The 23,971-nt window shown below is 65.6% G+C and carries 28 protein-coding genes, 1 tRNA gene and 3 pseudogenes; 12 read left to right on the top strand and 20 right to left on the bottom strand.

Annotated elements, in window-relative coordinates; genetic code table 11:
* Positions 1–11: 11 nt before the first annotated feature.
* The gene (locus EDF69_RS06415) at positions 12–764 is read left to right on the top strand and encodes a hypothetical protein (RefSeq protein WP_132884386.1); all 753 of its coding nucleotides are present in this window, start codon (positions 12–14) and stop codon (positions 762–764) included.
* A gap of 88 nt (positions 765–852) precedes the next feature.
* Here EDF69_RS06415 and istB read toward each other — a convergent pair whose 3' ends face one another.
* Positions 853–1,686, bottom strand: coding sequence for an IS21-like element helper ATPase IstB (gene istB, locus EDF69_RS06410; RefSeq protein WP_204991410.1), 834 nt, complete (start codon positions 1,684–1,686; stop codon positions 853–855).
* 14 nt (positions 1,687–1,700) lie between these two features.
* A complete protein-coding gene (gene istA / locus EDF69_RS06405) occupies positions 1,701–3,188 on the bottom strand; it encodes an IS21 family transposase (protein WP_132884630.1) in 1,488 nt (495 codons plus the stop codon).
* A 109-nt stretch (positions 3,189–3,297) separates the two neighbouring features.
* Here istA and EDF69_RS06400 point away from each other — a divergent pair.
* Both EDF69_RS06400 and EDF69_RS06395 read left to right on the top strand, forming a co-directional pair.
* Positions 3,298–3,690: pseudogene (locus tag EDF69_RS06400) on the top strand (dTDP-4-dehydrorhamnose 3,5-epimerase family protein); the annotation flags it as partial.
* A pseudogene (locus EDF69_RS06395) lies at positions 3,681–4,301 on the top strand (dTDP-glucose 4,6-dehydratase); the annotation flags it as partial. The pseudogenes EDF69_RS06400 and EDF69_RS06395, both read left to right, overlap by 10 nt.
* Positions 4,302–4,376: 75 nt before the next feature.
* Here EDF69_RS06395 and EDF69_RS19585 read toward each other — a convergent pair.
* From EDF69_RS19585 to EDF69_RS06370, 5 genes and pseudogenes are all read right to left on the bottom strand, one after another.
* A pseudogene (locus EDF69_RS19585) lies at positions 4,377–5,015 on the bottom strand (glycosyltransferase); the annotation flags it as partial.
* Positions 5,016–5,770: 755 nt separating this feature from the next.
* The gene (locus EDF69_RS06385) at positions 5,771–6,073 is read right to left on the bottom strand and encodes a hypothetical protein (protein WP_132884619.1); all 303 of its coding nucleotides are present in this window, start codon (positions 6,071–6,073) and stop codon (positions 5,771–5,773) included.
* Positions 6,074–6,236: 163 nt separating this feature from the next.
* A complete protein-coding gene (locus tag EDF69_RS06380) occupies positions 6,237–6,647 on the bottom strand; it encodes a (R)-mandelonitrile lyase (protein WP_132884618.1) in 411 nt (136 codons plus the stop codon).
* 92 nt (positions 6,648–6,739) lie between these two features.
* Positions 6,740–7,507 carry a glucose 1-dehydrogenase gene (locus EDF69_RS06375; protein ID WP_132884617.1) on the bottom strand — a complete coding sequence of 256 codons (768 nt, stop codon included), beginning with the start codon at positions 7,505–7,507 and terminating at the stop codon, positions 6,740–6,742.
* A 103-nt stretch (positions 7,508–7,610) separates the two neighbouring features.
* Positions 7,611–8,519 (bottom strand): LysR substrate-binding domain-containing protein, encoded by a 909-nt coding sequence (locus tag EDF69_RS06370; protein ID WP_132884616.1) that lies wholly within the window; start codon positions 8,517–8,519, stop codon positions 7,611–7,613.
* A 184-nt stretch (positions 8,520–8,703) separates the two neighbouring features.
* Between EDF69_RS06370 and EDF69_RS06365 the strand changes: the two genes are divergently transcribed.
* Positions 8,704–9,807: an IS630 family transposase gene (locus EDF69_RS06365; protein WP_132884640.1), complete on the top strand. Its 1,104-nt coding sequence runs from the start codon at positions 8,704–8,706 to the stop codon at positions 9,805–9,807.
* 103 nt (positions 9,808–9,910) lie between these two features.
* Here EDF69_RS06365 and paoC read toward each other — a convergent pair whose 3' ends face one another.
* The 5 genes from paoC to EDF69_RS19575 all read right to left on the bottom strand — a co-directional run bounded on the left by paoC (position 9,911) and on the right by EDF69_RS19575 (position 14,917).
* Positions 9,911–12,130, bottom strand: a complete 2,220-nt coding sequence (gene paoC, locus EDF69_RS06360) for an aldehyde oxidoreductase molybdenum-binding subunit PaoC (protein WP_132882497.1) — start codon at positions 12,128–12,130, stop codon at positions 9,911–9,913.
* Positions 12,127–13,077, bottom strand: a complete 951-nt coding sequence (locus EDF69_RS06355; RefSeq protein ID WP_132882498.1) for an FAD binding domain-containing protein — start codon at positions 13,075–13,077, stop codon at positions 12,127–12,129. The genes paoC and EDF69_RS06355 overlap by 4 nt, the downstream gene beginning before the upstream one ends.
* Positions 13,074–13,715 (bottom strand): aldehyde dehydrogenase iron-sulfur subunit PaoA, encoded by a 642-nt coding sequence (gene paoA / locus EDF69_RS06350; RefSeq protein WP_132882499.1) that lies wholly within the window; start codon positions 13,713–13,715, stop codon positions 13,074–13,076. Before paoA ends, EDF69_RS06355 begins: the two co-directional genes overlap by 4 nt.
* 307 nt (positions 13,716–14,022) lie before the next feature.
* Positions 14,023–14,289 carry a LysR substrate-binding domain-containing protein gene (locus EDF69_RS19580; RefSeq protein ID WP_239555339.1) on the bottom strand — a complete coding sequence of 89 codons (267 nt, stop codon included), beginning with the start codon at positions 14,287–14,289 and terminating at the stop codon, positions 14,023–14,025.
* Positions 14,290–14,464: 175 nt separating this feature from the next.
* Complete coding sequence (locus EDF69_RS19575; RefSeq protein ID WP_239555337.1) at positions 14,465–14,917, bottom strand: LysR family transcriptional regulator; 453 nt, start codon at positions 14,915–14,917, stop codon at positions 14,465–14,467.
* Here EDF69_RS19575 and EDF69_RS06340 point away from each other — a divergent pair.
* Together EDF69_RS06340 and EDF69_RS19570 are read left to right on the top strand one after the other, a co-directional pair.
* On the top strand, positions 14,916–15,152 hold the full coding sequence (locus EDF69_RS06340) for a hypothetical protein (protein ID WP_132882500.1): 237 nt from the start codon (positions 14,916–14,918) through the stop codon (positions 15,150–15,152). The two genes, EDF69_RS19575 and EDF69_RS06340, sit on opposite strands and share 2 nt — an antisense overlap.
* The gene (locus tag EDF69_RS19570; protein ID WP_165889980.1) at positions 15,149–15,349 is read left to right on the top strand and encodes a hypothetical protein; all 201 of its coding nucleotides are present in this window, start codon (positions 15,149–15,151) and stop codon (positions 15,347–15,349) included. The genes EDF69_RS06340 and EDF69_RS19570 overlap by 4 nt, the downstream gene beginning before the upstream one ends.
* Before the next feature lie 447 nt (positions 15,350–15,796).
* Here the strand turns inward: EDF69_RS19570 and EDF69_RS19565 are convergent, their stop codons facing one another.
* The gene (locus EDF69_RS19565; protein WP_239555335.1) at positions 15,797–16,150 is read right to left on the bottom strand and encodes a hypothetical protein; all 354 of its coding nucleotides are present in this window, start codon (positions 16,148–16,150) and stop codon (positions 15,797–15,799) included.
* 113 nt (positions 16,151–16,263) lie between these two features.
* Here EDF69_RS19565 and EDF69_RS19560 point away from each other — a divergent pair, with 113 nt between their 5' ends.
* Positions 16,264–16,584, top strand: coding sequence for a TolC family protein (locus tag EDF69_RS19560; RefSeq protein ID WP_239555333.1), 321 nt, complete (start codon positions 16,264–16,266; stop codon positions 16,582–16,584).
* 158 nt (positions 16,585–16,742) lie between these two features.
* On the opposite strand, the gene EDF69_RS06330 is transcribed toward EDF69_RS19560, so the two are convergent.
* Both EDF69_RS06330 and EDF69_RS06325 read right to left on the bottom strand, forming a co-directional pair.
* Complete coding sequence (locus EDF69_RS06330; RefSeq protein ID WP_132882501.1) at positions 16,743–17,435, bottom strand: DUF3313 family protein; 693 nt, start codon at positions 17,433–17,435, stop codon at positions 16,743–16,745.
* A gap of 359 nt (positions 17,436–17,794) precedes the next feature.
* Positions 17,795–18,349, bottom strand: a complete 555-nt coding sequence (locus EDF69_RS06325) for a TetR family transcriptional regulator (RefSeq protein ID WP_339538013.1) — start codon at positions 18,347–18,349, stop codon at positions 17,795–17,797.
* Between the two features lie 111 nt (positions 18,350–18,460).
* Between EDF69_RS06325 and EDF69_RS06320 the strand changes: the two genes are divergently transcribed.
* Positions 18,461–19,417, top strand: coding sequence for an NADP-dependent oxidoreductase (locus tag EDF69_RS06320; RefSeq protein ID WP_204991326.1), 957 nt, complete (start codon positions 18,461–18,463; stop codon positions 19,415–19,417).
* 90 nt (positions 19,418–19,507) lie between these two features.
* Here the strand turns inward: EDF69_RS06320 and EDF69_RS06315 are convergent.
* Positions 19,508–19,597: transfer RNA gene (locus EDF69_RS06315), tRNA-Ser, on the bottom strand.
* Positions 19,598–19,728: 131 nt separating this feature from the next.
* Here EDF69_RS06315 and hspQ point away from each other — a divergent pair.
* Together hspQ and EDF69_RS19555 are read left to right on the top strand one after the other, a co-directional pair.
* Positions 19,729–20,109 carry a heat shock protein HspQ gene (gene hspQ, locus EDF69_RS06310; protein ID WP_132882503.1) on the top strand — a complete coding sequence of 127 codons (381 nt, stop codon included), beginning with the start codon at positions 19,729–19,731 and terminating at the stop codon, positions 20,107–20,109.
* Positions 20,110–20,444: 335 nt separating this feature from the next.
* Positions 20,445–20,873 (top strand): thermonuclease family protein, encoded by a 429-nt coding sequence (locus EDF69_RS19555; protein WP_132882504.1) that lies wholly within the window; start codon positions 20,445–20,447, stop codon positions 20,871–20,873.
* A 4-nt stretch (positions 20,874–20,877) separates the two neighbouring features.
* On the opposite strand, the gene EDF69_RS06305 is transcribed toward EDF69_RS19555, so the two are convergent.
* A complete protein-coding gene (locus tag EDF69_RS06305) occupies positions 20,878–21,066 on the bottom strand; it encodes a MucR family transcriptional regulator (protein ID WP_165889981.1) in 189 nt (62 codons plus the stop codon).
* Positions 21,059–21,244 (bottom strand): hypothetical protein, encoded by a 186-nt coding sequence (locus EDF69_RS06300; protein ID WP_132882505.1) that lies wholly within the window; start codon positions 21,242–21,244, stop codon positions 21,059–21,061. The genes EDF69_RS06305 and EDF69_RS06300 overlap by 8 nt, the downstream gene beginning before the upstream one ends.
* Before the next feature lie 98 nt (positions 21,245–21,342).
* On the opposite strand from EDF69_RS06300, the gene EDF69_RS06295 reads away from it, so the two are divergent.
* Both EDF69_RS06295 and EDF69_RS06290 read left to right on the top strand, forming a co-directional pair.
* Positions 21,343–21,561 (top strand): hypothetical protein, encoded by a 219-nt coding sequence (locus EDF69_RS06295; protein WP_132882506.1) that lies wholly within the window; start codon positions 21,343–21,345, stop codon positions 21,559–21,561.
* Positions 21,562–21,863: 302 nt separating this feature from the next.
* A complete protein-coding gene (locus EDF69_RS06290) occupies positions 21,864–22,067 on the top strand; it encodes a hypothetical protein (RefSeq protein ID WP_132882507.1) in 204 nt (67 codons plus the stop codon).
* 424 nt (positions 22,068–22,491) lie between these two features.
* Here EDF69_RS06290 and EDF69_RS06285 read toward each other — a convergent pair whose 3' ends face one another.
* Positions 22,492–22,929, bottom strand: a complete 438-nt coding sequence (locus EDF69_RS06285) for a hypothetical protein (RefSeq protein ID WP_132882508.1) — start codon at positions 22,927–22,929, stop codon at positions 22,492–22,494.
* Positions 22,926–23,483, bottom strand: a complete 558-nt coding sequence (locus tag EDF69_RS06280) for a glycoside hydrolase family 108 protein (protein ID WP_132882509.1) — start codon at positions 23,481–23,483, stop codon at positions 22,926–22,928. The genes EDF69_RS06285 and EDF69_RS06280 overlap by 4 nt, the downstream gene beginning before the upstream one ends.
* Positions 23,484–23,971 lie beyond the last annotated feature (488 nt).

Genomic DNA, 23,971 nt, shown 5'->3' with positions numbered 1-23,971 from the left:
GGGAGATCGGCATGACCGCCAGCACGCATCGACCAGGTTTCACCTTCCATCGCAAAGCCCTCGGCGCCGTCGCGCTGGTCGCGGTGGCGCAACTGCTCTTCTACGGCGAGGAGCCAGGCGCCACCCTCGGCGTATTCGCGCTCGCCTGGACCGCGGTGCTCGCGCTCACGCGCCCCGACCTGCGCCGCAACCGGGCTGCGCTCGGCGCGCTGTTGTTCGCGATCGCGGCCGGTTTCGCACTGGTGGAGGATCCCGACCCGCTCGACTGGTGCCTGTTCTGGGCGGCGCTCGCCTCCGCGGCCCTGCTGCCGCAGCACCGGTTCGGGACCGCGATTGGCTGGACCGGGCGGCTGTTCCTCCACGGCCTGCTCACTCCGTTGGCGCTGCTGCAGGACATGGTGCGCCTGCGGAAGGTCTCACCCGCGCGGCCGGGGACCGGGCCAGTGGCGGTTCTCACGATCCTCGCGCTGCCGCTCCTGGGTGGCGCGACCTTTCTCGCGCTGTTCGCCACCGCCAATCCGCTGATCGGCAATGCCTTTGCCGCGATCCGTTTCCCAAACCTCAGCTCGGCCCTCTTCCATCTGATCTTCTGGTCGTTCGTGCTGCTGCTGGTCTGGCCCAGCCTGCGGCCGCGCCACGCGTTGCTGCGGACCGGCGACGCCTCTGCCTTCGTGGGGCCAAGCGTCCCGCACGTACCGCTCGCGACCCTCACCCTGTCGCTGGTGTCAACGGCGGAGCAAAACCAGGCCAGCGGGGCGGAGTAAAAGCAGGCCACTTGAGGCGCGCGCTGACGATATGAAAAGGGCCCCGATCGGGGCCCTTTTCATATCGTTGCCGTCCTCGGCCTGATGGTCAGGAAGATAATATCTCACCGGTGTCCGGGTCGGACAGGGCACTGGCCTGGTTTTGCTCCGCCCCGCGACGTTTGCGTCCGGTGGACTGCTTGAGGCGATAGCTGTCGCCGTTCATGGTCAGGATGGTGGCATGGTGGGTGAGCCGGTCGAGCAGTGCGCCGGTCAGCCGCTCGGAGGCGAGCACCTGCGTCCAGTCCTCGAACGGCAGGTTGGAGGTGATGATGGTCGAGCCGCGCTCGTAGCGCTGCGACAGCACCTCGAAGAGCAGTTCGGCGCCGGTCGGGGACAACGGGACGTAGCCGAGTTCATCGACGACGAGCAGCTTCACGGCCGCCATCTCGCGTTGGAGCTTGAGCAGCCGTCGCTCGTCTCGCGCCTCCATCAACTGGTTCACCAGCGAGGCCGCGGTAGTGAAGGCGACTGTGAAGCCCTTCTGGCAAGCCGCCAGGCCGAGCGCGAGGGCTACATGCGTCTTGCCTGTCCCGCTGTTGCCGAGCGCAATGACGTTCTCGCGGCGCAGGATATATTCGCACCGTGCGAGCTCGACCACCATCATCTTGTTCAGGCTGGGGATGGCGGTGAACTCGAAGGTGTCGAAGCTCTTCACAGCCGGGAAACGGGCTGCGCGGATCCGTCGCTCGATGGTCCGGCGCTCGCGGTCGATGAGCTCCAACTCGATAAGCCGCAACAGGTAGCGCGTGTGGTCGACCCCGCCTTGCGCGCATTCGCGCGCGACCTTTTCGTACTCGCGCAGAACGGTTGGCAGTTTGAGTTGTTTGAGATGATGGGCGAGCAGCACCTGTGGCGTACCTGCGGTCGTGCCCACCGGCATGGCGTCCTTGTCCGTCATGCTGCCAGCACCGCATAGTCGGCCGCGCACGTCGTTTTGACGTCCATCTTGGGCACGTGCGGATACGCCGCTAAATCCAGGCGCGGCGGACGGCGCTCGATACGCGCCAGCGCGATGAGTTTTACCGCGTCAAAACCAGGTGCGCCCAACTGGACTGCCTCGGTCACGGCATCCGTGACGATGGGAAGCGGCATCGCCTCGAGCAGCCGCAGCACCTGGATGAACTCGCGTTTACCCTTGTTGCCCATCCGGGCCTCGAGCAGGTGGCGCAGATGCTGGAAGATGTCCGGCAGGTTCCAGTCCTGAAGGGCTGCCGCCTGGTCGAGCGCACCGGGCTTGGTCTCGATGAGCGCGAGATAGTGCAGTGGGTTGGAGACGAATACGCCTTCGTCGTAGCAACGCGCGTGCCGGGCAATCTCTTCGCCCGCGCATATGATGACGACCTCGTCGACGAACCCCTTCACCATCACGTCGCGGTAGCCGTACGCGGTCGGCACCGAATAGTCGTTGGTCCGGTAGCGCACCATCGCGGTCGACGACACGCGCGCCGCGCGTTTCTCGCATGGCTCCAGTGGTACGGACGGCAGCGTGCGCAATGCCGATACGTCTGCCGCCAGCCGCTCGGCAATGGTCTGCGCGTGCTGACCGGCATGCTCGCCCTGGCGCGTACGGCAGGACTCCTCGAACCTGGCGTTCAGGACATCGAAATTGGCAGCGACCGGCACGGGCACCATGAAGTTGTTGCGCGCAAACTTCACCAGCCCCTCGACCTTGCCTTTGTCGTTGCCTCGCGCTGGACGCGCAAAACGGTCCTGAAACAGGTAGTGGCTGACCAACTCGGTGAAGGCGCGTGTGCGCTCGCGCGTTCCATCGCCGCAGATCTTTGCCACGGCGATGGTTGTGTTGTCGTAGAGGATGGACAGCGGCACGCCCCCGAAGAACGCGAATGCCGACACGTGCCCGTCAAGAAACGCCTCGGTCGTCTCGCGCGGATACGCCTTGAAGAAGCAGGCATCCGACTGCGGCAGCGACATGCAGAAATAGTGGATCTTCATCCGCTCCCCGCCGACGACCGCGACCGCCTCGCCAAAGTCGACCTGTGCATGCCCCGGCGGGTGCGCCAGCGGCACGAAGGTCTCGCGCCCGCGGGCCCTGCACAGCCGCACATGGTCCTTCACCATCGTGTAGCCGCCCGTATAGCCATGCTCGTCGCGCAGCCGCTCAAAGATCCGCTTGGCCGTGTGCTGCTGCTTGCCCGGCGCCTCGCGGTCGGCTGCCAGGATTGCGTCGATAACCGGTAGCAGCGTCCCGAGCTTCGGCTTGGTCGGAGGTTTCGTCCGGCGGTATCCAGGAGGCGCCGAATACAGGCACATCTTGCGTACCGTATCCCGGTTCAGCCCGAACACCTCCGCCGCTTCCCGGCGACTATGCCCCTCGACAAATACAAACCGTCTGACCGCTGCGTAGCTCTCCACGACAAACATCCCCGCCGCTCCGCAAAGGGAGCAGCTTACCAACTGGCCGGATTTTACTCCGCCCCCGACGGCACTGCGCCGGCGGTCCTGTGGCCTGGTTTGTCACCGCCCTTCACAGAAGTTGGTGCGGTGCACCGCTGGCGCGCTGTTCGATGTCGTGGTCGACATCCGGCAGGGCTCCCCGACCTACGGCCGCTGGCTCGGCGAGGAACTGACGCCGGAGAACGGCCGGCAGCTTTGGGTGCCCCCCGGCATGGCGCACGGCTTCTGCACGCTCGAGCCGGATACGGTGGTCTCCTACAAGGTCACCGACTTCTATGACGCAGGCAGCGATCGCGGCCTGCGCTGGGACGATGCCGCGGTCGGTGTGACCTGGCCCAACGTGGCGGACCCCGGAAGCCTTTCCCAGAAAGACCGCAATCAACCCGGCCTCGACGACCTGCCCCTCTACTTCGAGTGGGCCGAGGGCAAGGAACAATCTGAACGGGAGGCGATGAACCGATGCGTGTGATCGTGACAGGCGGAGCGGGTTTCATCGGCTCGGCAGTGGTGCGCCATCTGGTGCTCGACAAAGAGGCCGAGGTCCTCACGATCGATGCCCTGACCTATGCCGGCTGCGAGGCATCGCTGCGGGCGGTGGCCGGGCACAAGAACCACCGCTTCCTCAGGGCCGACATCCGGGACGGCGCGGCGATGGAGACGGCAATCGCCACGTTCCGGCCAGACCGTATCATGCACCTGGCCGCGGAGAGTCACGTCGACCGCTCCATCACCGGCGCCGCGGATTTCGTCCAGACGAACGTCGTGGGCACCTTCACCCTGCTGGAAGCCGCTCGCAGCTACTGGAACGGCCTTGAGGCCGATGCGCGCGAACGCTTCCGCTTCCTGCACGTCTCGACGGACGAGGTGTATGGCTCGCTTGGCGAGACGGGCTTGTTTGCCGAGACCACGCCCTATGATCCGAGCTCGCCCTATTCGGCGTCGAAAGCGGCGTCCGATCATTTTGCCAAGGCGTGGCAGCGGACCTACGGCCTTCCCGTCGTCGTCTCGAACTGCTCCAACAACTATGGCCCCTATCACTTCCCCGAAAAGCTGATTCCCCTCACCATCCTCAACGCCCTCGTCGTTGAAGGCCACGGCGAACTGTTCCTCATCCAGGCCCCCGACCGCGGAAAACCGCTGGCGCTGAACGACCAGGCATGCCGCCGTCACGGCCGAAACATATTGCGGCAAGGCGTGGCGCCGGAAATAACCCTCCGCCTCCGGTGCCAACAGCCGGTGCGCATGTGCGGCAGCGCCGCCGACCCCCACCACGACGCCAGCGTGCTGGATTCGCCCGTCCGGGTAGAGCAGTTGCGCGCCAACCGCGCCGATATCCGGACGCAACGCTTGGGCGACCATAATCTTCAGCCAATCGGGTGAGATCACCTCGATGTCGTTGTTGAGCAGGCACAGCATCGTCCCGCTCGCCAGTCGCGCCGCATGATTGTTGAGGGCGGAAAAATTAAATGGGCCAGGGCACCCTAAAACCCGATAGCGGATACTTGCCACTTCCCCCTCCAGCTTCGCCAGATAGGCAAGCGTGGCCGGGTCGTCGCTGCCATTGTCGACGACCAGCACCTCGATGTCGGGATAATCGGTTGCCGCAACCCCTTCCAGGCACGGGCGCAGCAGGTCGAGCCGATTGCGCGTCGGCACGATCACGCTGACGCGCGGGAGCGTGCCCGCCCCTGTGCGCCCTACGGCCGCCGGCACCCGCGGCTCAGGGCGGGCACGCCGATGGTGCAGGATGCGTTGGACGTGGATTGGCGCCCCGCCTCCCGTGTCAAGCGCCATCCGTACGAGCGCCCCCGCCCAATCCTCGCCCTCAAGGCGTGCCACCGCCTCCCTCGGCGCCTGCAGGATACAGGCGCCCGTCAGATAGTCGAAGTGCCGAAACAGTTCCGGGTTCCAATCGGGCTTGAAGTGCGGCTGCGTTCGTCGCCCGCGACCGTCGATACAGTCATCGTCCGCATAGATGAGGCCGCCAGCGCCGGTCGAGGCAGCGGCCCGATATATCCGCGCTGCGTCGGGGGCGAGCACGTCGCCAGCGCAGAGCGGCATCAGCCAGGGCTGCGAGCCCCAGTCGATGTGCGCGACGGCGGCCGCCAGATCCGGGACCTCGGGCGTGCCGATCGCCAGCACGCCGAGGTTCTGGCTCCGTGCGGCGCGAAGGGTCTCGTCCTGGCCGGGGCCTGCCTGCACCAGCGCCACGATCGCCGGCCCCTCTAAGGAGGAAACGTCAACGGGCCTGGCCTGTCGCTGCATCCAGAGCCGGTAGGCCCTGGGGGACGCGGCGAGCAGCGGTGCGAGTTGCGCCCGCGCACGCACGCGCTTGCCCAGCAGGCGCCACAGAACTGCCCGGCACCATCTGCGGGGCGCAAGGCACACGGCATCCCAATGGACGGCCAGCACCAGCCAGGCGGTCCGGCAACGCAGTGCCCGAGGCCGCCCCCAACCCTGTATCCGGTGCCAAGCCATGCCGCCTGCCGATAGCGGTTGACGGGCAACCGGCAAGTGGAAACGGCGTCCGCCGCGGCTTCAGCCTCGCTTCAGCGACCCACCACATAGCGGGTGAGGAACCAGGCTAGGCCAAACGTGACGATCAGCGGTCCGAGCCAGTCGACCCACTGGTCGAGCGTCGTCCACACCCGCCGGTCGAATGGCCCCCACCATGGCATGTTGGATCGGAGCCCATGGCCGAATTGCTCGATCCATCGGTACTCCGCCTGCGCGAGTTCCCGACTGATGAAGTACGTCGACGCCACGCCTGCCCCTGCCCACCAGTTTCCGCTGAAAAGTCCGACCGCCGACTGGACGAGAAGGGCAACGAGGATGTGCTCGACATAATTCATGGCTGGCGCAACGCGTGGATGCTCGTTCGGCTGCACGGACGCGGCTCGCACCGGTTCCGGCCACACCCGAAGCTCGCCCCGTTTTTGAAAGAGCGGCTGCCGAGCGCGGTCGGCAGGAAGAGGCGACGCAATCATCCGCCTCATTCACAGGCGCGGCATGGGATCAATCCTTCGCGACCGGGGCAAGATACTCCTCGTCCGTCACCTTCTCCATCCAGGTCACGGGGGAGCCGTTCACCGCTTCCTGGAGCGCGATGTGGGTCATTGCTTCGTGCTGGGTCGCACCGTGCCAATGCTTGTGCTCGGCAGGGCACCACAGGATGTCGCCGGCATGGAACTCGAGCTTCGGTCCGCCCTCGACTTGGGTCCAGCCCACGCCCTCCGTGACGATCAGCGTCTGCCCGGCCGGATGGGTGTGCCACGCGGTGCGCGCGCCCGGCTCGAAATGGACGATCGCGCCGCTGACGCGGGAGGGATCCGGGCGCTGGAACTGGCCCGTGATGATGACCTTGCCCGTGAAATATTCCGCCGGGCCGTCGGCGGTCTTCATCGCCGCCTTGCGGGTGATTTCCATCTTCGGTTCTCCTTGCTGTGCATGCGCGATGGTCGGGAGGATGAGTGAGCCCGCCAGGATTGCGGGCCCGAAGAGCGATCGAGCGATCATCGTCAATTCGCCGTGAAGCCGCCGTCGACGGGCAGGGCGATTCCGTGGACGAAGCTGGCGCCAGCGCTCGACAGCCACAACACTGCCGCGGCGACTTCCTCGGGCTCACCGAGACGGCCGATCACCTGCAGGCGCATGATGTCCTCCATCGCCTCAGGCTGGGTTTCCAGCATGCTCGCCACCATCGGAGTGTTGATCGTGGCCGGACAGACTGCATTGATGCGGATGCCGAGCTTGGCGTAGCGCAGTGCGGCGCTTCTGGTCAGCCCGATCACGCCATGCTTGGTGGCGTTGTACGCGGCGAGATCGAGGTTGCCGATCAGCCCGCCGATCGAGGCCATGTTGACGATCGCGCCCGTTCCTTGCGCCCGCATCTGCCTCAGTTCGTGCTTCATACACGCCCAGGTGCCGCGCAGGTTGATCGCCATGACACGATCGAAGTCCTCGGTCGGCTGGTCGGCCAGATCGTTCGCGGGCGCCTGCACACCGGCGTTGTTGAATGCGATGTCGAGGCGCCCAAACTCCGCAACCGTCTGTTCGATCGCTGCGGCCACCTGGTCCTCCTCGCTGACATCGCAAGCAACGCCGATCGCTCTGCCTCCCTGGGCGTGGATCTTCTCGGCTTCGGCTTGGATGCGTTCTGCCTGCACATCGGTGAGCACCACGATGGCACCCGCTGCGGCATAGGCCTTCGCCGCGGCCAGGCCCATGCCCTGGCTTGCGCCAGTCACGAATGCGACCTGGCCCGTAAAGTCGTAGGTAGGGGTCATTGTTTGCCTCCGAAGCTTGTCACCCCGGAGGTAGGCCTCAAGCCGGAGCGGGATTAGCCCGGCAGCCGTTCATGAGACGGTGAGCGTCGCTCATCGCGCGCGCTCACAAGCCCAAGGGACGGACTTCGCGGATGAGCTCGATCAGGAGGCGAAGCGCGGTCGGCACCTGGTGTCGGCTGGAATAATAGATGTGATAGCCTGGCCCCTGGGTGGCCCACTCCTCCAGAACCAGATTGAGCTGGCCGCGGGCCACGTACGGCGCGAAGGCCGGTTCCAGACCATAGATGAGCCCCATGCCCTGCAAGCCCAGCGTCAACAGAGCCTGAGTATCATCCACGGTGATCTTGCTGTGAACCGGCAGGGCGAACTCGCCCTCCGGCCCTTCGAACTCCCAATGATAGATACGCCCGTTTCCCAGCCGCACGCCGATGCAGCGATGCTGCTGGAGGTCCTGCGGCGCACCAGGCACCCCGTAGCGTTCCAGATACGCAGGAGATGCCGCCACGACCCAGCGCAGGTTGGCGGAGAGACGCTGGGCGACCATGTCTTCGGGAACGGTGCCGCCATAGCGGATCCCCGCGTCGAAACCGCTGCCGACCACATCGACCATGCGGTTGGTTGCAACGATGTCGACTTCGATGTCGGGAAAGCGCTCGGCGAACAGCGGCAGCACCGATCCGAACAGCAACGGGACCGCATCGGCGACGACATTCAGGCGGATGCGGCCGGTTGGCGCATCACGGTAGCGATTGAGATCCTCAAGCGCCCGGTCGATCGCGGTGAACGGCTGGCTGATCGCGTCGCGCAGTTCCTCACCCGCCGCAGTCAGCGTGACGCTACGGTTGGTGCGATTGAGCAGCCTGACGCCGAGGCGCCCTTCCAGTCCTTTCAAGGCATGGCTCAGCGCGGATGCGCTGACCCCTACCTCCAGTCCCGCCAAGCGGAAGCTGCGGTGCCTGGCGATGGCCAGGAAGTAGGTGATGTCGGCAAGATCGGAACGGTTCGCAGCCACGGGCTACAGCCGATCGCCTGGATTGATCAGGGTCTCGAACGACCGAGCGGCTTCCTCAAATACCGTCTGATACATGCCGAAGCCCGGCATGGTGCCGTCGTCCCCAGTTAAACGATGGAGCGCTAGTCACCTGGAACTGAAGTAAGTCGCATTGTATGCTGGCTCCGCTGATGAGGAGCTTGGCATGGCGAACGCGGGCGGCCGACCGACGATGCCTCTGGTGTTGGAGGCGGAGGAGCGGGACTATCTGGAGCGGCAGGTTCGCCGGCGGCGGGTGTCTCGCTCGATGTCGGAGCGGTGCCGTATTATCCTTCGCTGTGCGGACGGTATTCAGAGCAAGGTTGTCGCTGCTGAGTTGGGCGTGCACGAGCACACAGTCGGTAAGTGGCGACGGCGCTTCCTGAAGGACCGAGTTGAGGGACTGATGGACGAGGCTCGGCCCGGACGACCGAGAACGATCGACGATGATCAGGTTGCTGCCGTGATCGAGCGCACACTCCGCTCCACGCCAACTGACGCGACCCACTGGTCGATACGCTCGATGGCGGGTGCGACCGGCTTCTCCCACACGACGATCCGGCGCATCTGGTCGGCCTTTGGGCTGCAACCGCATCGGTCGGAGACGTTCAAGCTGTCGAGCGATCCCCTGTTCGTGGAAAAGGTCCGCGACATTGTCGGGCTCTATCTCTCCCCGCCTAACCGCGCGTTGGTGCTCAGCGTCGACGAGAAGAGCCAGATCCAGGCGCTCGATCGAGAGCAGCCGGTCCTGCCGATGATGCCAGGAGTACCCGAGCGGCGCACTCACAGTTACGTCCGTCACGGCACGACCTCGCTGTTCGCAGCGCTCGACATCGCTTCGGGGTTCGTGATCGGCAAATGCTACAAGCGTCATCGCGCCGCCGAGTTTCTGGACTTCCTTAAGCAGATCGACGCCCAGGTGCCGCCCGATCTCGATGTCCACATCATCATGGACAATTACGCGACCCACAAAACCGCGCTCGTCCGGGCCTGGCTCGCCCGCAGGCCGCACTATCATGTGCATTTCACGCCGACTTCGGCTTCGTGGATCAACCAGGTCGAGCGCTGGTTTGCCGAACTTACCCGCAAGCAACTGCGCCGCGGCGTCCATACCTCCACCAATCAGCTCGAGCAGGACATCCGTGCCTTCATCGAGCGCCACAACGAGAACCCGAAGCCCTACCGATGGACCAAGTCCGCCGACGAGATACTCGCCTCCGTAAAGCGCTTCTGCCAAGCCGCAGACCGTACGTTATGCGGCGAACTTTAGATTCAGGTGACTAGATCGCTCATGGGTCTAGACCTTCTTGCGCGTCAGCCCACCCGACCCGGAACAACCGCATCGAAGGGGAGAAGCGTGGCAGCTGTCCGCATCAGGCGATCGCAGGCAGCTTCTCCAGATGCTTGTCCAGCGTGATCGGATAGTCGCGCACCCGGACGCCCGTCGCATTGTAGATCGCGTTGGCGACCGCCGCCCCGACCCCGCAGAGCCCCAGCTCGCCCACGCCCTTCGCCTTCAGCGGGTTCGCCGTCGGGTCCGCCTCGTCCAGGAAGATCACCTCCTGGTGCGGAATGTCGGCGTGAACCGGCACTTCATAGCCCGCAAGGTCGTGGTTGACGAAGAAGCCGAAACGCTTGTCGACCTCCAGCGCCTCCATCAGCGCGCCGCCGACACCCATCGTCATCGCGCCGATCATCTGGCTGCGGGCAGTAACGGGGTTCAGGATCCGCCCGGCCGCACAGACCGCCAGCATCCGCCGCACGCGGGTCACGCCCGTATAGGCGTCGACGCCGACCTCGACGAAATGCGCGCCGAAGGTCGACTGCTGCATCTGCTTGCCGAGGTCGCCCCATTCCATCTTGTCCTCGGCGACCAGCTCTCCGGCAGCCGCCGCCTGGGCCAGGGTGGCCGAGCGATTGCCGCTGGTGACCTTGCCGCCGGTGAACTGCGCGTCGGCCGAGTTGAAGCCGAGCCGCTGGGCCACCGCCTCGCGCAGCTTGACGCAGGCGGCATAGACGCCAGAGGTCGCGCTGGCGGCGCCGAACTGCCCGCCCGAACCGGCAGAGATGGGGAAGCTCGAATCCCCGAGCTTCACCGCCACCTGCTCGATCGGCACGCCCATCATCTCGGCCGCGGTCTGGGCGATGATGGTGTAGCTGCCGGTCCCGATGTCCGTCATGTCGGTTTCGACCGTCACCACCCCGTCGCGGCCCAGCCGGACCCGCGCGCCGGACGGCAGGGCGAGGTGGTTGCGGAACGCCGCCGCCACGCCCATTCCCACCAGCCAGCGGCCGTCCCGCACCTGGGCGGGCTTCGCCTGGCGACGCGACCAACCGAAGCGGCCGGCACCTTCCTCCAGGCAGCGGACGAGGTTGCGTTGCGAGAACCGGCGCGTCGGCGTCTTGGGGTCGACCTGGGTGTCGTTCTTCACGCGAAAGGCGATCGGGTCCATGCCGAGCTTCTCGGCCATCTCGTCGATCGCGATCTCGAGCGCCATCATGCCCGGTGCTTCCCCGGGCGCGCGCATCGCATTGCCCTCGGGCAGGTCGAGCACGGCGAGCCGCAGCGAGGTCAGCCGGTTGGCACCGGCATAGAGCAGCTCGGTCTGGTTCACCGCGGTCTCGGGGCCGCCGCCGGGCAGATCGCCGGATCCGCTCTCGTGCGCGATGGCGGTGATGGTGCCGTCCGGCGTAGTGCCGATGCGGATGCGCTGCCGCGTCGCGGGCCGGTGCGTGGTGTTGTTCGCGATCAGCGGGCGCTGCAGCGCGAGCTTCACCGGCCGCTTCGCCGCGCGTGCGCCCAGCGCCGCCAGCACTGCGTCGGTGCGCAGGAACAGCTTCCCGCCAAAGCCACCGCCGACATAGGGCGAAAGGAAGTGGATCTTCTCCTTCGGCATCCCCAGCGTCTTGGCGAGGTCCGAACGGCCCCAGTCGATCATCTGGTTGGACGTCCAGAGCGTCAGCTCGTCGCCGTTCCAGGCGGCGATGGAAGCGAACGGCTCCATCATCGCATGGCTGTGGTCGGGCGTGGTATACAGCGCGTCCAGCTTCACGGGCGCTGCCGCAAAGGCCTCCTCGAACTTGCCGACCCGGTGCTCGGGCGGGGATTCGCTGCCCTCGCCGCTGTTGCCCCCCGTCAGCGGTGCCGTCTTCAGCCCCTCGTCCAAGTCGAAGCGGCCGGCGCGCCGGTCATAGTCGACGCGGACCAGCGCGGCTGCTGCGCGGGCCTGCTCGAACGTCTCGGCCACGACGAGGGCGACCGCCTGGTGATAATGGTCGACCTCCGGCCCGCCCAGCAGCTTGGCCGTGTTGTAGTTGCCCTTGCCGAGCTTGCCGGCATCGGCGGCCGTCACGATCGCGATCACCCCCGGCGCCGCCTTCGCGTCGCGCAGGTTCATCGCGCGGATCCGGCCCTTCGCCACGGCCGACCCCACCACATAGCCATAGGCGGCGTCGGCGACCTCCCGGTGGAACTCATAGGCATAGGGTGCCGTGCCGGTAGTCTTGAGCGGTCCGTCGATGCGGCTGTGGGCGCGACCCACGACCTTTTGCTGATCGATCGGGTTGGTGCCCGCGGGCGAGTCGAACTTCATGCGGACCTCGCTTCGGTCATCACCGCTGCCAGCGTGCGCTCAGCGAGCGGCAGCTTGAATGCATTGTCGTGCGTGGGCTTCGCCCCGGCGAGCAGCCTCGCCGCAACCGCCCTGGCGCCCTGCGGCATCGCCGCCTCGGCCGCCTCGACACGCCACGGCTTGTGCGCGACCCCGCCCAGCGCGACCCGGCCCGTGCCGTCCTTCTGGACGATCGCGGCCACGGACACCACGGCAAAGGCATAGGACGCGCGGTCCCGCACCTTCTCGTACACCTGGAACCCGCCGACGGGCTTGGGCAGCGTCACCGCGGTGATCAGCTCACCCCGGGTCAGCACATTCTCGATGTGCGGCGTGTCGCCGGGCAGCCGATGGAAGTCGGCGATCGGGATCGATCGCGTCTGCCCTTGCGGACTGACCGTCTCGACCGTGGCGTCGAGCACGCGCATCGCCACCGCCATATCGCTGGGGTTGGTCGCGATGCAGGCCTCGCTCGATCCGATCACCGCGAGCTGGCGCGAGACACCGCCGATCGCGCTGCAGCCGGAGCCCGGCTTGCGCTTGTTGCAGGGCATGTTGGTGTCATAGAAATAGGGGCAGCGGGTGCGCTGGAGCAGGTTGCCCGCGGTCGTCGCCTTGTTGCGAAGCTGGCCGGACGCGCCCGCCACGATCGCACGGGCGAGCACACCATAGTCGCGGCGCACGCGCGCGTCGGTCGCAAGATCGGTGTTGGTGACGAGCGCCCCGATCCGGAGGCCGCCGTCCGCGGTCTTCTCGATCTTGTCGAAGCCCAGGTCCTGGACGTCCACCAGATGGGTCGGCGTCTCGATCTCCAGCTTCATCAGGTCGAGCAGGTTGGTGCCGCCGGCCAGGAACTTGGTGCCCGGCCGGGCCGCGGCCCGGGCGGCCGCGACCGGGTCCGTGGCGCGTTCGTAGGTAAAGGCCTTCATGCTTTGGCTCCCGCCACTTCGGCCATGGCCTCGGCGATGTTCGAATAGGCGCCGCACCGGCAGATGTTGCCGCTCATCCGCTCGCGCATCTCGATGTTGGTGAAGCCGGGCTTCCCCGTCAGGTCCGCCTGCACATGGCTCGGCACGCCGCGCTTGATCTCGTCCAGCACCGCCACCGCCGAGCAGATCTGGCCCGGCGTGCAATAACCGCATTGATAGCCGTCGTGGCGGACGAACGCGGCCTGCATCGGGTGCAGCTTCTCAGGCGTGCCGAGGCCCTCGATCGTCGTGACCGTGTCGCCCTGGTGCTGGGCGGCGAGGCTGAGGCAGGAGTTGATGCGGACGCCGTTCACGATCACCGTGCAGGCGCCGCACTGCCCGTGGTCGCAGCCTTTCTTGGTGCCGGTGAGGTGCAGGTGCTCGCGCAGGGCATCGAGCAGCGTGGTGCGCGGATCGAGGGTGAGATCGCGCTTCTGGCCGTTCACCTCGAACGAGACGGGCATGGTCGGCACCGCTTTCACAGCGGTTGTCGCTTGCGCTGCCGCGGCGCTCGCCGGCGCAGTCGCGACGACCGCCGTCGCCGCCCCGCTGGCAAGGACGGTTCGGCGAGACATTCCGAGTTCAGCCTCTGCGGCCATGATAAAGGTTCCTTCCTTCGCCGGTCCGTCAGCGCCGCGCATACGCATGGCCGCACCGCCGTTGCGCGCAACTCTTTCTAACGCTTGGCACAGGCGATCGCGCCCGCAAAGCAGCTCAACGAGGCGATGAATGTTCTTCATCGAATTGGGTGAGGACGGTGGAGGCTAGCGACCTCTCCCGTGACACATTCCCGCCCGAGACGCTTTGCCACAACGTCGGACGGCATCGGCGCCGTCCGCGCAACGTGTGCGGGTGCATCGAACGTGCCGGGGGTCCGTTGACATGCCGCGGCAGACCTTCCGGAGACTATCCCACCAGCAAGCGCTTCGCACTGGCCTGTACGTGTTCGGCTATCAGCTTGAAAGCCGTGCTCATCGATGACTGCCTCCGCCAGGCCATGGCGATCGACCGATGGGCTCGCCACCCCTCGATAGGCAGGATTTTGTTGCCTGCGGCCCCGCCCACCTCGGACCGGAGATAGAGGCTCGGCAGCAGAGCCAGTCCCGGCCCGCTCGCTACCATCTGGTGCAGACTGTCCAGACTTGTGCCGTAGTAATCCGGCGCAATCTTCATGTCGTAGGCCTGGGCGACATCACCTGCCTGTCAGGCGAGGTGATGTCGGGGATCCAGCGTCAGAAGCGGGCTGCCCGCCAGGTCATCGCGAGTCACCGCTCCGTCGAGCCCCAGAGGATGGTCTAGCGCCGCGACGAGGTGGAGCGGCTCACGGAACTCATCAGATCGTCGCCGGTTATCGGCAGCGGCCCCAGCAAGACATCAATGTTCCCTCGCGAGAGTTCGAGCACCTGTTCGTCGGGATGCCCTCGCACACGTGCAGGCGCAGACGCGGGGCCGTCCGATGCAGTTCGGCAATGATCGGAGACAGGAGATACGAACCAAGCGTGGGGGTCGTGCCCAGCTTCAACGTGCCGGCCCGGCTGTCCGAAGCTCCGCCTGCGAGGGCGATGATGTCTCGCGCATCACTCAACATCCGACGCGCCGTCGCGACGATACTCCGGCTGATCGGCGTCAGCACGGCGCCCGTGGTGCTGCGTTCCACCAACCGCACACCCACCCGCTCCTCAAGCCCGCGTACCTGTCGACTGAGCGTCGGCTGCGAGACGTTGGCGGGGCGCGCCGCCATCGCAAAGGATCCGGTGTCCGCAATGGCCAGCAGATAGTGGCGCTGCCGCAGGGTAAGCATGAAGGCTATAGTCGAGTCCGGTGCCGAGCATCGGCTGGCGTTGTTGTTGAAGTGGCATGCCCATCCCGAAAGCGGGCTGATCCAAATCGGCGGGGCCGACCTCGGCGCGCTCGCCTGGCCAGCCTACCGCTGGGGCTGGATACGCGGCTCGGCTCGTCGTCCGGCCGCGACTGAGAAGAGCGACACGAGGGAAGATAGCAGCAAGGTCGCCGCCAAGGTGGGGAAGTCGGAATGATCCGGTCCCTGCTCCTCATACCCGCGCTCATCACTGCGCCCGATTCCGCCACCTCTGCAGCGCCCCAGCGGAATGCAGCCGCTGAGGCAGCGACGCCGGCATCCGCGCCGCTGACCTTGGAGGAAGTGTTGCGCGCCTCCGCCCGCGCAGCGCCGCAGATCGTCGAGGCACTGGCACGGGTACGCGTCGCCGAATGACACGCCCTGAGTCCCTGGCGTATTCGACATCGTGTTCGAGATCGATGGCCGATCGCGAGTCCTGGGCTATTGCGATGGAACCGTCGCCGGAACGCGCGCGACGCGCCCGCTGACGGCAATGGGGGCTATGTCTACGGTGGCTACCGCGTCAGCCGCGGCGCCTTTCCCGTCTATGAGGACGAGAATCACACCAACCGCCTGGGGGAGGTGAAAGTCGGCGCGCTCTACTCCCTGCTCCGGGATCGGCTGGTGGACGAGCGCCGCACGCGGCGCACCTTGGCATCCGGCGACATCGACATCGCGCGCTTCGAACGGGAGGCAGTGGCGACCGGCGTGCAGCGGCGGGTCATCGACGCCTATCAGACCTGGGTCGCCGCGGACCTGCGGCTGCGCGCCTACCGCGACCTGCTCGAGTCTGTCGGAGAGCCGACGCGGCGGTCTGGCGCGTCAGGTGCAACTCGGGGCCCGACCCGAAATCCTTCTGGCCGAAAACGACCAAAATCTTGTGCGCGGGTGGTGCGGGCGGAGGGCAAGTTCCAGGCTGCGGCCAACACCTTGTCGCTCTACCTGCGGAACGAGGCAGGAGAGCCGGTACGGGTCGGGCCGGAGCGCCTGCCCCGCGATGCGGACGCCCTGTCCGGCGTGGCCGCCGTCCCCCGTCCGGATTTCGCACGGGGACGTCCCGACCTTCAGGCGCTGCTGGCGCGCATCGATCAGGATACGGCGCGCCTGGCGCTGGCGCAGAACGAACTTCGGCCGCGGCTCGACCTCCGCGGAGAGGTCGGCAAGGATGTCGGCCACGAGGGCTTGGGCGGCCCGTCCCGCACGCCGCTCGAAGCCGCAATCGGGGTCCGCTTCTCCGTGCCGCTGAAAACCGCGCCGCGCGGGGTCGCGTCGCGGAGGCGCGTGCAGAGATGGACGCGCTGGAGGCGCGCAGTCGGTTCCTGCGCGATCAGATCGCGGTGGAAGTGGACGGCATCACCATCGGTATCGACGCGGCCGAACGGCTGGCCGCGATTGCCGAACAGGAACTCCAGCTTGCAGAACGGCTGGTGGCCGCCGAACGCCGCCGGTTCGAGTTGGGTTCAAGCAACTTTTTCCTCGTGAACCAGCGTGAGGAAACGGCGACGGATGCACGCGTGCGAGTGGTTGACGCGCAAAGTCGCATCGCGGGCGCGCGCGCGGAACTCGCGGCCGCCACCGCCGATCGCGGGGCGTTGGGGCTGGAACGCTGAGGCTGACAGCGCGTACCGGCGATCGGATGCGCCGCTCCAACTCTCTGCCGCTTCCATTTTCCTCGATGATCCAGCGGCTCACCCGCGCGGCGAGCAGCAGGCGTTCGCGCGGGGGCAAACTTCCCGCGCAAGTGATCAGCCCTTCTACCTTCGCCTGTTCAACGTTTGGCGAGGCGTCCCTGCGCATCCACCGGCGACAGTTGCTTCAGTTCCGCAAGGCCGTCGACGCTCACCTTCGCCCAGTGCGAGAAAAGCTGCTCGAACTCGCCGGTATTCGTCGCCCGGTTGCGCAGATAGGGGCCGAGGTCGCCCGTCGTGTCCCCGTCTACCGCGCGTCCGAGCACGGCACCGGTGACCGAGTCGCGCGCTTCCACCACCAGGACCGCACCTCCGGCTTCGTGCGTGTATACGCGCGTCATCCCGGCGGACATGGTGTCCGGCGCCTCGACGTCGATGTCCACCACGGCGGTCTCGATCCGAAGAACGTCGGCGGCGGGTTCGGTGACGATCTGGTAGCCCGCCTTGGTATAGGCCTCGCGAAGCAGCTTCTCGAACCCCGTCCGCGCCTCGGTGAGAATACGGGTGACGTCCCTGTCGGTCACGTCCTCGAAGATGCCCACCGTTTCGTTGTTGCGATCGCGCTTCCAGTCCTTGCGCATCGCGACCTGCGTCGGATCCAGCATCACCTTGGTATAGCCGCGGAAGTCCGCCTGCGGCAGCAGATACACCGCGTCCATCTTCTTGGCCTTGACGCGCAGCAGGTTGTCCCAGCTGTGTTCGTCCTGCGCGATCGCGGCCGGCACGGTCGCTGTTGCCAGCAGGAGCGACGCTACGATCGCAAAGCTTCTCATCGGGGGTCTCCTGTCCTTGGATCAGGAGTAAAGGCTCTCGAGGGCCGGGTTCGCCATCGGCAGAACTACCGATCATGGTCCGGATATGTCCGCAGCCCCGGTGCGGCTGCGTGAAGCGCCGCCCCATCCCTGAGCCAGGGAATGAGCCGGATGCTCGGCCGTTCGTGCGCAGCCACCTCAGAGTGGCAGCCGAACGGGCAACCAGAGGAATCTCACCAATGCTTGGAAAGGCGACCTCTTGGCGGGCCGCGCCCGATGATGAGCACTACGTCTACGCTATCGCCTCTAACGCCGCTCGGTTGGCTCCGCGGCTGATTGGCCTCAATATTCCAGGGTCATTAGGTCTCTTATCCCGCCGGCTAGCAGATCGCCCCGCGAAACGGCCACAATGTGTCAAGATCGCTGAAGGCTTCGATGAGGTGTTCGTGCAATTTGCGCGAGGGATCTTTCAGCCATGCATAAAAAGCCTGGCTAAATGCCGCCATGCCAGTCTGAGCGGCGAGCATTGCCAGACGATCCTTTACACCGCGTTCCAGCAAGGCTGCCGCCAACGCACTCTTCAATGCTTCTGTTTTTGCCAGTTCGCGTTCACGCAAAGCTGGCGCATCGGCGATGATCTGAGCCCGGGGCTCCGAGAATGGGCGATTGAATTCGAGTATCTGCTCTACGGTCTCAAAGGCGCGAAACAGGATTTGAAGCGGCCCAAAGGCCTGGGGTGCGTTGGCTACTCCGTCAACCAGCGCCGCCGCAAAGGCATCCTCGCCATCAAACAGGATCTCGCGCTTGTCGGGAAAGTGCCGGAAGAAAGTGCGTTCCGTGACACCGGCCCGTTGTGCGATTTCTGCTGCAGTCGTCGCATCGAACCCGCGCTCGCGAAATAATTCCAAAGCGGCCTGCTGGAGGCGGCGACGCACCTGCTCTCGGTTTCGTGGCACGAATCTGCAACATCCTCTTGTCAGTCACTGACTATTGAACGTATAGTCAGCGACTGACACCCTAGAGAGTAACCTTCGCAGGAGCAAGCCATGAGCGACGACGAACACGCGACAATGAGAAGCCTGCGCTTTCATCGCTATGGGCAATGGTCGGACGTGCTTCGGCTCGAAGAGGCGCCAGTCCCGCAACCGGGTGCGAACCAGATACGCGTTCGGGTTCGCGCGTGCGCCTTGAATCCGATGGATTGGGTTCTCTGCCTCGGGGTTATGCCTGGACCTCTGCCCGGCGGCGTCGGGCTCGACGTTTCCGGAACCGTCGATGCTGTTGGCGAAGGTGTAACGAACGTGCGCGTGGGCGACCGTGTGTTCGGCGTTCCAGATTATATGAGCTATTCGACAGCCGGAGCGGCGGATCAAGTGGTTCTGGCTGTATGGGAACTTGTTCCGGAAGGCTTGGACTTTGTCGAGGCGGCTGCGCTGCCCATGGCGGTCGAGACGGCCGTTCGTAGCCTCGATCTGCTTGGGTTGTCCGCCGGTCAGACCATTCTAATCAACGGTGGCGGAACGATGGTAGGATTTGCTGCCGTCCAGATCGCACTGATGCGCGGCGCCCACGCAATCACGACCGCCGGCAGGACCTTCGCGGAGCGTTTGCGAGACCTGGGTGCAAAGGTCACGTCTTACGGCGACGGGATGGTCGATCGCGTTCGCGAGATCGCCGGGGGCGCGCCAGATCTGGTATTCCACACGGCGCTGGTACCGGGGGTGTTGCCGGATTTGATCAGGATCGTCGATGGTGACGCCGATCGGGTAATGAGCATCACCGACTTTGATGAAGAGGGGCTCGGCGTCCGCACGACAGGTCGAGAAGCGGGCCTAATTCCACGCTACGACGCACTTGCCCGCTATGCACAGCTTGCGGCGGAGGGACGCTTCACAATTCCCATTGCGCACACATTTCCTATCCATGAATGGCGCACCGGCTTTGAGTTGAGCCATGGCGGACGTGCGCATGGCAAGCTGGTGCTCCTGCCCGTTGGCGACTAAACTATATAGGAACTGACCGGATCCGGATATCGGGGGCGTTCGGTAGCGATGTCGCAGAACATCGCGCCACGGCGTAGACTCGGCGCCTCTTGGCGGAGAGGGAGGGATTCGAACCCTCGGAACCCTTGCGGGCTCAACGGTTTTCGAGACCGCCCCGATCGACCACTCCGGCACCTCTCCGCAGAGGTTTGGCGCGATCCGTTCCTGAGAAGAAACGGCGCGCCGGTCAGCGAGCGGTCGCCGTTAGGCCAAAGCGTTCAGGAGTGCAAGCGCCTCCTTGTGCCTTTTTCTCCCGGGACTAGATATTGTGCATGATCGAAATGTCCGAGCCCCGGAACCTGCTCGATGCGCCGGTGGCGATGCCGCCCGTTGCGCATGCCCGTTTTTCCATCGGCGACGTGGTCCGCCACCGCCTGTTCGACTTCCGCGGCGTGGTCTTCGACGTCGACCCCGTCTTCGCCAACAGCGACGAATGGTATGAAGCGATCCCGGAAGAGATCCGCCCGCGCAAGGACCAGCCCTTCTACCACCTGCTCGCCGAGAATGCAGAGGCGAGCTACATCGCCTATGTCAGCCAGCAGAACCTGGTGGTCGATGAGAGCGACGAGCCGGTCGAGCACCCCGCCATCGAGGGTCTGTTCGACGTCTATTCGGAAGGTCGCTACCGACTGCGCCGCGAACACCGGCACTGAGAGCCGAAGGCGCCGCAACCTTCAAGGAGGCGTGCCGGTTTCCTGCAATGTCCCGGGTGGCGTGCCGCCCGGCGATCCGGCGGCGAAAGGGGTGGTGGAGCTGAGGGGAATCGAACCCCTGACCTCTGCAGTGCGATTGCAGCTAACGTTGCCTCATCACAGAGAAAGCGCCTAGCTGCACCGATCTATAAAGCGGAACAGCTAAGGAACATCGGGCGATTTGCGGTCCCGGTGCGGTCCCAACTTTGGCATCCGCGCCGCTGCGGCTGGCTGCCGATCAGCGAACGAACACCTCTACGTGGACGCCTGAACTGCACGGCGCTAGCGAGGGAGCCATGCTCATCCTTGCCGCACTAGCTGCAGCCGTAATCCCTGCCGGCCAGACGTTCACCTGCACTCCTACCCGTGTTTGGGACGGAGATGGACCGGTTTGGTGCAAGGAAGGACCACGCATCCGATTGGCCGGGATCGCCGCGCGGGAGTCCGACGGCACCTGCCGGAGCAACCAACCTTGCCCGCGCGCTACGGCGGAGCAGGCGCGCCAGGCACTCGTCCGGCTGCTGGGGACCGCGACCGGCAAGAGCAAGCAAGGGCATGTCCTGGTGCGGGGGCCGGCGCTCCGCTGCACCTCGACTGGACGGGCGATCGGCAGCAGGACGGGCGCCTGGTGCGTGTCTCCAGTCGCCGGTGATATCTCCTGCGCAATGGTCGACACGGGAACGGTGTTGCAATGGAGGCGCTACTGGAAGCGACATAGGTGCTGAGCGGCTAAAGCGACGCGAGCCCCTCATGGATGCGCCGCAGCAGTTCCGGAACCGTTTCGGCGGGGATCTTATTGCGTGGGTTCCTTAACCAAGCGACTGCGATCCGCGTCACAACCTTAGCGACGTCCAGCTTGCCTTGTCCGTCGAGGAGGCTGTCATCCTGGCGGGTTGACGGCTGAATCTTCTCAGCCATCGCAGGCGCAGCCGCGCGGCTGATGACAAGTTTTGTTGCGCGCGATGCAGCTGTTGCCACAGGCCTTGCCCTTGGAGCAGACTTTGCAGCACGCCGCTGCCGCCGCAAACGCCGCATTGCACGGGTTGACGTTCGGAGATCCAACGACGAGCATCGCAGCCAGCAGCAAGTAGCGCATGTGATTCCCTCCCGAACGCGAAGTTGAACGAGGGTTGGCATCAAGTCCAGCCCTTACCAACACGACAGCACTGTCTAAAGATTACTACGAGAGGTTGCATGAGCGAGGCAGAACTATGGGCGGAAGCACGCAGGATCGAAGCCACGCACGGCGAAATGGCGCCGCTGTGGGTCGCCGAACAGATCGTGGCGAGGATGCACGCGGGCGACCGCGAAGGCGAGCAGAGGATGCGGCGGATCGACGTCATGCTGACCCAGCTGCGACACGGGCACACCGAAGGCGCTCTCCCGCAGCGACACGCGCGGAAGCTCTACTGATCGGAGCCCTGACAGTGCTGGTGTTGGTCGCTGGTCTATGGGCGTGGGTAGTCTGACCTACCCAGCGGTTGCGCTCGCGGCGGCGCGGAGCTTTTCAGCGCCGGAGACTCAAACCCGTGCACTTCGATACTGAACTGGATCAGACCCTTCTCGTCGGGTCAGAAACAGCGCCACCAAGTTGCCCAGCTCGCCGCACAGCCACCGCCCCGCCCCACGCCTTGACTCCGGCTCTTTCCAAGACGATCTACCGGATCTAGCGCTGGGGGCAGCGCGTTTAAACGGGAGGAGAGAGGCGTACGGACATGGACTTCCTGATTAACTCCCTGAGCGCCGTGATGGCGACCGTAGCGGGTGCCCTGATCTTGGCGAACGTCCTAGTCGTACTGGCTACCCTGCTCCATCAGCGGCGGGCGGCGATGCGTTTCCTTTCCCATTTTTCGAAGGTGGTCTCGATGCTGCGCCTGAGCGATAGCTTCACGCAATCGCGACCGTACCGCCACCGCTAGCTCTCTGGAACTTCCTTACTTCGGCTCGATCGGCCTTTTCTGGGTCGGCGTCATAGGCAGCGGCCTAGTCGAGATCGGAGTATGTGCGCGTGCCACTGCAAATTCAGATGGCGATCTACCGCGCCGTTACAGGAAGCCAGGGTACCTTTTCGTTAGGATCCTCCTCGCGCTTGGCGGCGGCACGCTGGCGGTAGTGTTTGATGCTAACACCGTACTAAGTGCCTTCTATCTCGGCGCATCAGCACCGATCGTGCTCGATAAGTTGGCGCAGGGCGCCATCCCCACCATTCCGAGTAAGCCGTCCGAGGAATAACAGCACCGCTACCGAGGCCACGCCTCCACCAGCAGCCGACGCTTCGCTTCGCACGCGGCCAGGTCGAACCGCCCGTCGCGAATCGTCTCGTCGTCGTCGGCGGCCGTCGCGCTACCGTCCGCCTGCCGCCGCTGCGGCGTCGGCTCGCACGGGACCAGCGCCGCCGCCGGCGGATCGGGCAGCTTCGGCGAGCTCGGCATCGAGGGCGTCGATCGCGCGCACCCGGTCAGCATCACGACACAGCACGCGCCCAGCATCAGTCTGCGCATATTCCCTCACGGTGTTAGTGGATCGAACGATGATCGGTTGGCGCGCAGCCAGCCCATCGGCGTAGTTGGTCGCCGCCTGCGCGACGTTGGTGGCGAAGCGTCGTTCGGTCTCCAGGCGCACCTTCTCCGCAGCATCGAGCGCGGATGTCCAAGCGGAGCGCTCGGCGCGCAGCGTGGCCGTGCGGTCGGCTAGCGTCGCCCGGGTGGCGAGGAGCGCGGCGGCGAGCGCCAGCATCGGCAGCGCCCACCAGAAGCGGCGCAGCAGTGCGAGCGCGGTCATTCCGCTTCTCGCACCTGGCGCGCGATCCAGCCGTACAGGAACACCTCCTGCGTCCAGTTGGCCTCGGCAATGTCCGCATAGCGCCCGGTCCGGAAGGCGCGCACGAGCCACAGGAGCACCGCCCTGCCCTCGCCGTTGTTCCGCTGCCGCAGGTAGCCGTCGAGCGACGCCAGCGTCATTGCGCCGACCCCGCCGTCCACTGCGATGTCTGGATAGTGCTTCGCCTCGCTGTTCAGCAGGTTCAGCGCGCGCTGCAGGAACTTGCCCGCCCAGGCCGGCCCCATGTTCACGCCAGCGTCGAACAGCTCGGCTGCGACCGCCGCGTCACGCTGCGCCACCTTGTCGAAACCGGGCGCGGTCCAGTAGCGCTTGAGGTAGATCTCCACCGCGGTCTGGCGTGGCAGGGCGCGCATGTCGCCCCTATAGCCATAGGCCCGCGCCACCTGCTCGGTGATGCCCCAATTCGTGGGGCCGCCGCGATCGGCCGGGTGGTTGCTATACCCACCCTCGCGCGCGATCACCTCGTCGACCAGCTGAATCGCTGTCTTCGTCATGGCTCTTCCTTTCAGGTGCAATTGGGGAGCAAGCTGCACGCCCCGGCCGCGCAGCGTTCATTTTCTCGTAAGGATTGGAGGTCCACGTTTCAGACGGGCCGCAGGTCTGTCCTATGCGCTCTCGCCCCGGCTCCCGGGCAGCAACACGAAGAGCCGGGGCGACTTCTTCGCTCTTCGTGGACGCGCAGCCTGGGCCTTCACCGACGACGATTATCTTCCAGATAACGCGGCTTCTCGCTCGCACTGGTCAGCTGTGTCGTTCCTGCCATGAGGCGCGGATCAGTGCAGGTCACAGGGGGTTCAGGATGCAGCGCGCAACGTAAGCGCGTCGAAGCGTACAGGTGCCTTATGTGGTTAACGTTCTTTCTAATGGTTACAGTCGTCGCCACCGTAGCCGGGCTATTTTGGCAGAGGCGGCAGCGGAACCGTCAGCTCCAAAGGCGGGAGGCCAAGCGCCTCCGGCACGAAGCTCAGGCCCGAGAATGGGA

This window comes from Sphingomonas sp. JUb134, from assembly GCF_004341505.2.
In the GTDB taxonomy this organism is placed as follows: domain Bacteria; phylum Pseudomonadota; class Alphaproteobacteria; order Sphingomonadales; family Sphingomonadaceae; genus Sphingomonas.
The sequence above is the reverse complement of the archived record's forward strand: the minus strand, read 5'-3'. Positions and strand labels throughout refer to the sequence as shown.

Bases quoted from the DNA above. Each gene is read 5' to 3' on its own strand.
- EDF69_RS06355 (WP_132882498.1), bottom strand. From the start codon at position 13,077: ATGAAGGCCTTTACCTACGAACGCGCCACGGACCCGGTCGCGGCCGCC.
- EDF69_RS06365 (WP_132884640.1), top strand. From the start codon at position 8,704: ATGGCGAACGCGGGCGGCCGACCGACGATGCCTCTGGTGTTGGAGGCG.
- EDF69_RS19580 (WP_239555339.1), bottom strand. From the start codon at position 14,289: ATGAAGATTGCGCCGGATTACTACGGCACAAGTCTGGACAGTCTGCAC.
- EDF69_RS19560 (WP_239555333.1), top strand. From the start codon at position 16,264: ATGGACGCGCTGGAGGCGCGCAGTCGGTTCCTGCGCGATCAGATCGCG.
- EDF69_RS06280 (WP_132882509.1), bottom strand. From the start codon at position 23,483: ATGACGAAGACAGCGATTCAGCTGGTCGACGAGGTGATCGCGCGCGAG.
- hspQ (WP_132882503.1), top strand. From the start codon at position 19,729: ATGATCGAAATGTCCGAGCCCCGGAACCTGCTCGATGCGCCGGTGGCG.
- EDF69_RS06290 (WP_132882507.1), top strand. From the start codon at position 21,864: ATGGACTTCCTGATTAACTCCCTGAGCGCCGTGATGGCGACCGTAGCG.
- paoC (WP_132882497.1), bottom strand. From the start codon at position 12,130: ATGAAGTTCGACTCGCCCGCGGGCACCAACCCGATCGATCAGCAAAAG.
- EDF69_RS06305 (WP_165889981.1), bottom strand. From the start codon at position 21,066: ATGGCTGAGAAGATTCAGCCGTCAACCCGCCAGGATGACAGCCTCCTC.
- EDF69_RS06340 (WP_132882500.1), top strand. From the start codon at position 14,916: ATGAAGGCTATAGTCGAGTCCGGTGCCGAGCATCGGCTGGCGTTGTTG.
- EDF69_RS06380 (WP_132884618.1), bottom strand. From the start codon at position 6,647: ATGGAAATCACCCGCAAGGCGGCGATGAAGACCGCCGACGGCCCGGCG.
- istB (WP_204991410.1), bottom strand. From the start codon at position 1,686: ATGCCGGTGGGCACGACCGCAGGTACGCCACAGGTGCTGCTCGCCCAT.
- istA (WP_132884630.1), bottom strand. From the start codon at position 3,188: ATGTTTGTCGTGGAGAGCTACGCAGCGGTCAGACGGTTTGTATTTGTC.
- EDF69_RS06385 (WP_132884619.1), bottom strand. From the start codon at position 6,073: ATGAATTATGTCGAGCACATCCTCGTTGCCCTTCTCGTCCAGTCGGCG.
- EDF69_RS19575 (WP_239555337.1), bottom strand. From the start codon at position 14,917: ATGCTTACCCTGCGGCAGCGCCACTATCTGCTGGCCATTGCGGACACC.
- EDF69_RS06320 (WP_204991326.1), top strand. From the start codon at position 18,461: ATGAGCGACGACGAACACGCGACAATGAGAAGCCTGCGCTTTCATCGC.
- EDF69_RS19570 (WP_165889980.1), top strand. From the start codon at position 15,149: ATGATCCGGTCCCTGCTCCTCATACCCGCGCTCATCACTGCGCCCGAT.
- EDF69_RS19555 (WP_132882504.1), top strand. From the start codon at position 20,445: ATGCTCATCCTTGCCGCACTAGCTGCAGCCGTAATCCCTGCCGGCCAG.
- EDF69_RS06330 (WP_132882501.1), bottom strand. From the start codon at position 17,435: ATGAGAAGCTTTGCGATCGTAGCGTCGCTCCTGCTGGCAACAGCGACC.
- paoA (WP_132882499.1), bottom strand. From the start codon at position 13,715: ATGGCCGCAGAGGCTGAACTCGGAATGTCTCGCCGAACCGTCCTTGCC.
- EDF69_RS06375 (WP_132884617.1), bottom strand. From the start codon at position 7,507: ATGACCCCTACCTACGACTTTACGGGCCAGGTCGCATTCGTGACTGGC.
- EDF69_RS06295 (WP_132882506.1), top strand. From the start codon at position 21,343: ATGAGCGAGGCAGAACTATGGGCGGAAGCACGCAGGATCGAAGCCACG.
- EDF69_RS06415 (WP_132884386.1), top strand. From the start codon at position 12: ATGACCGCCAGCACGCATCGACCAGGTTTCACCTTCCATCGCAAAGCC.
- EDF69_RS06285 (WP_132882508.1), bottom strand. From the start codon at position 22,929: ATGACCGCGCTCGCACTGCTGCGCCGCTTCTGGTGGGCGCTGCCGATG.
- EDF69_RS06300 (WP_132882505.1), bottom strand. From the start codon at position 21,244: ATGCGCTACTTGCTGCTGGCTGCGATGCTCGTCGTTGGATCTCCGAAC.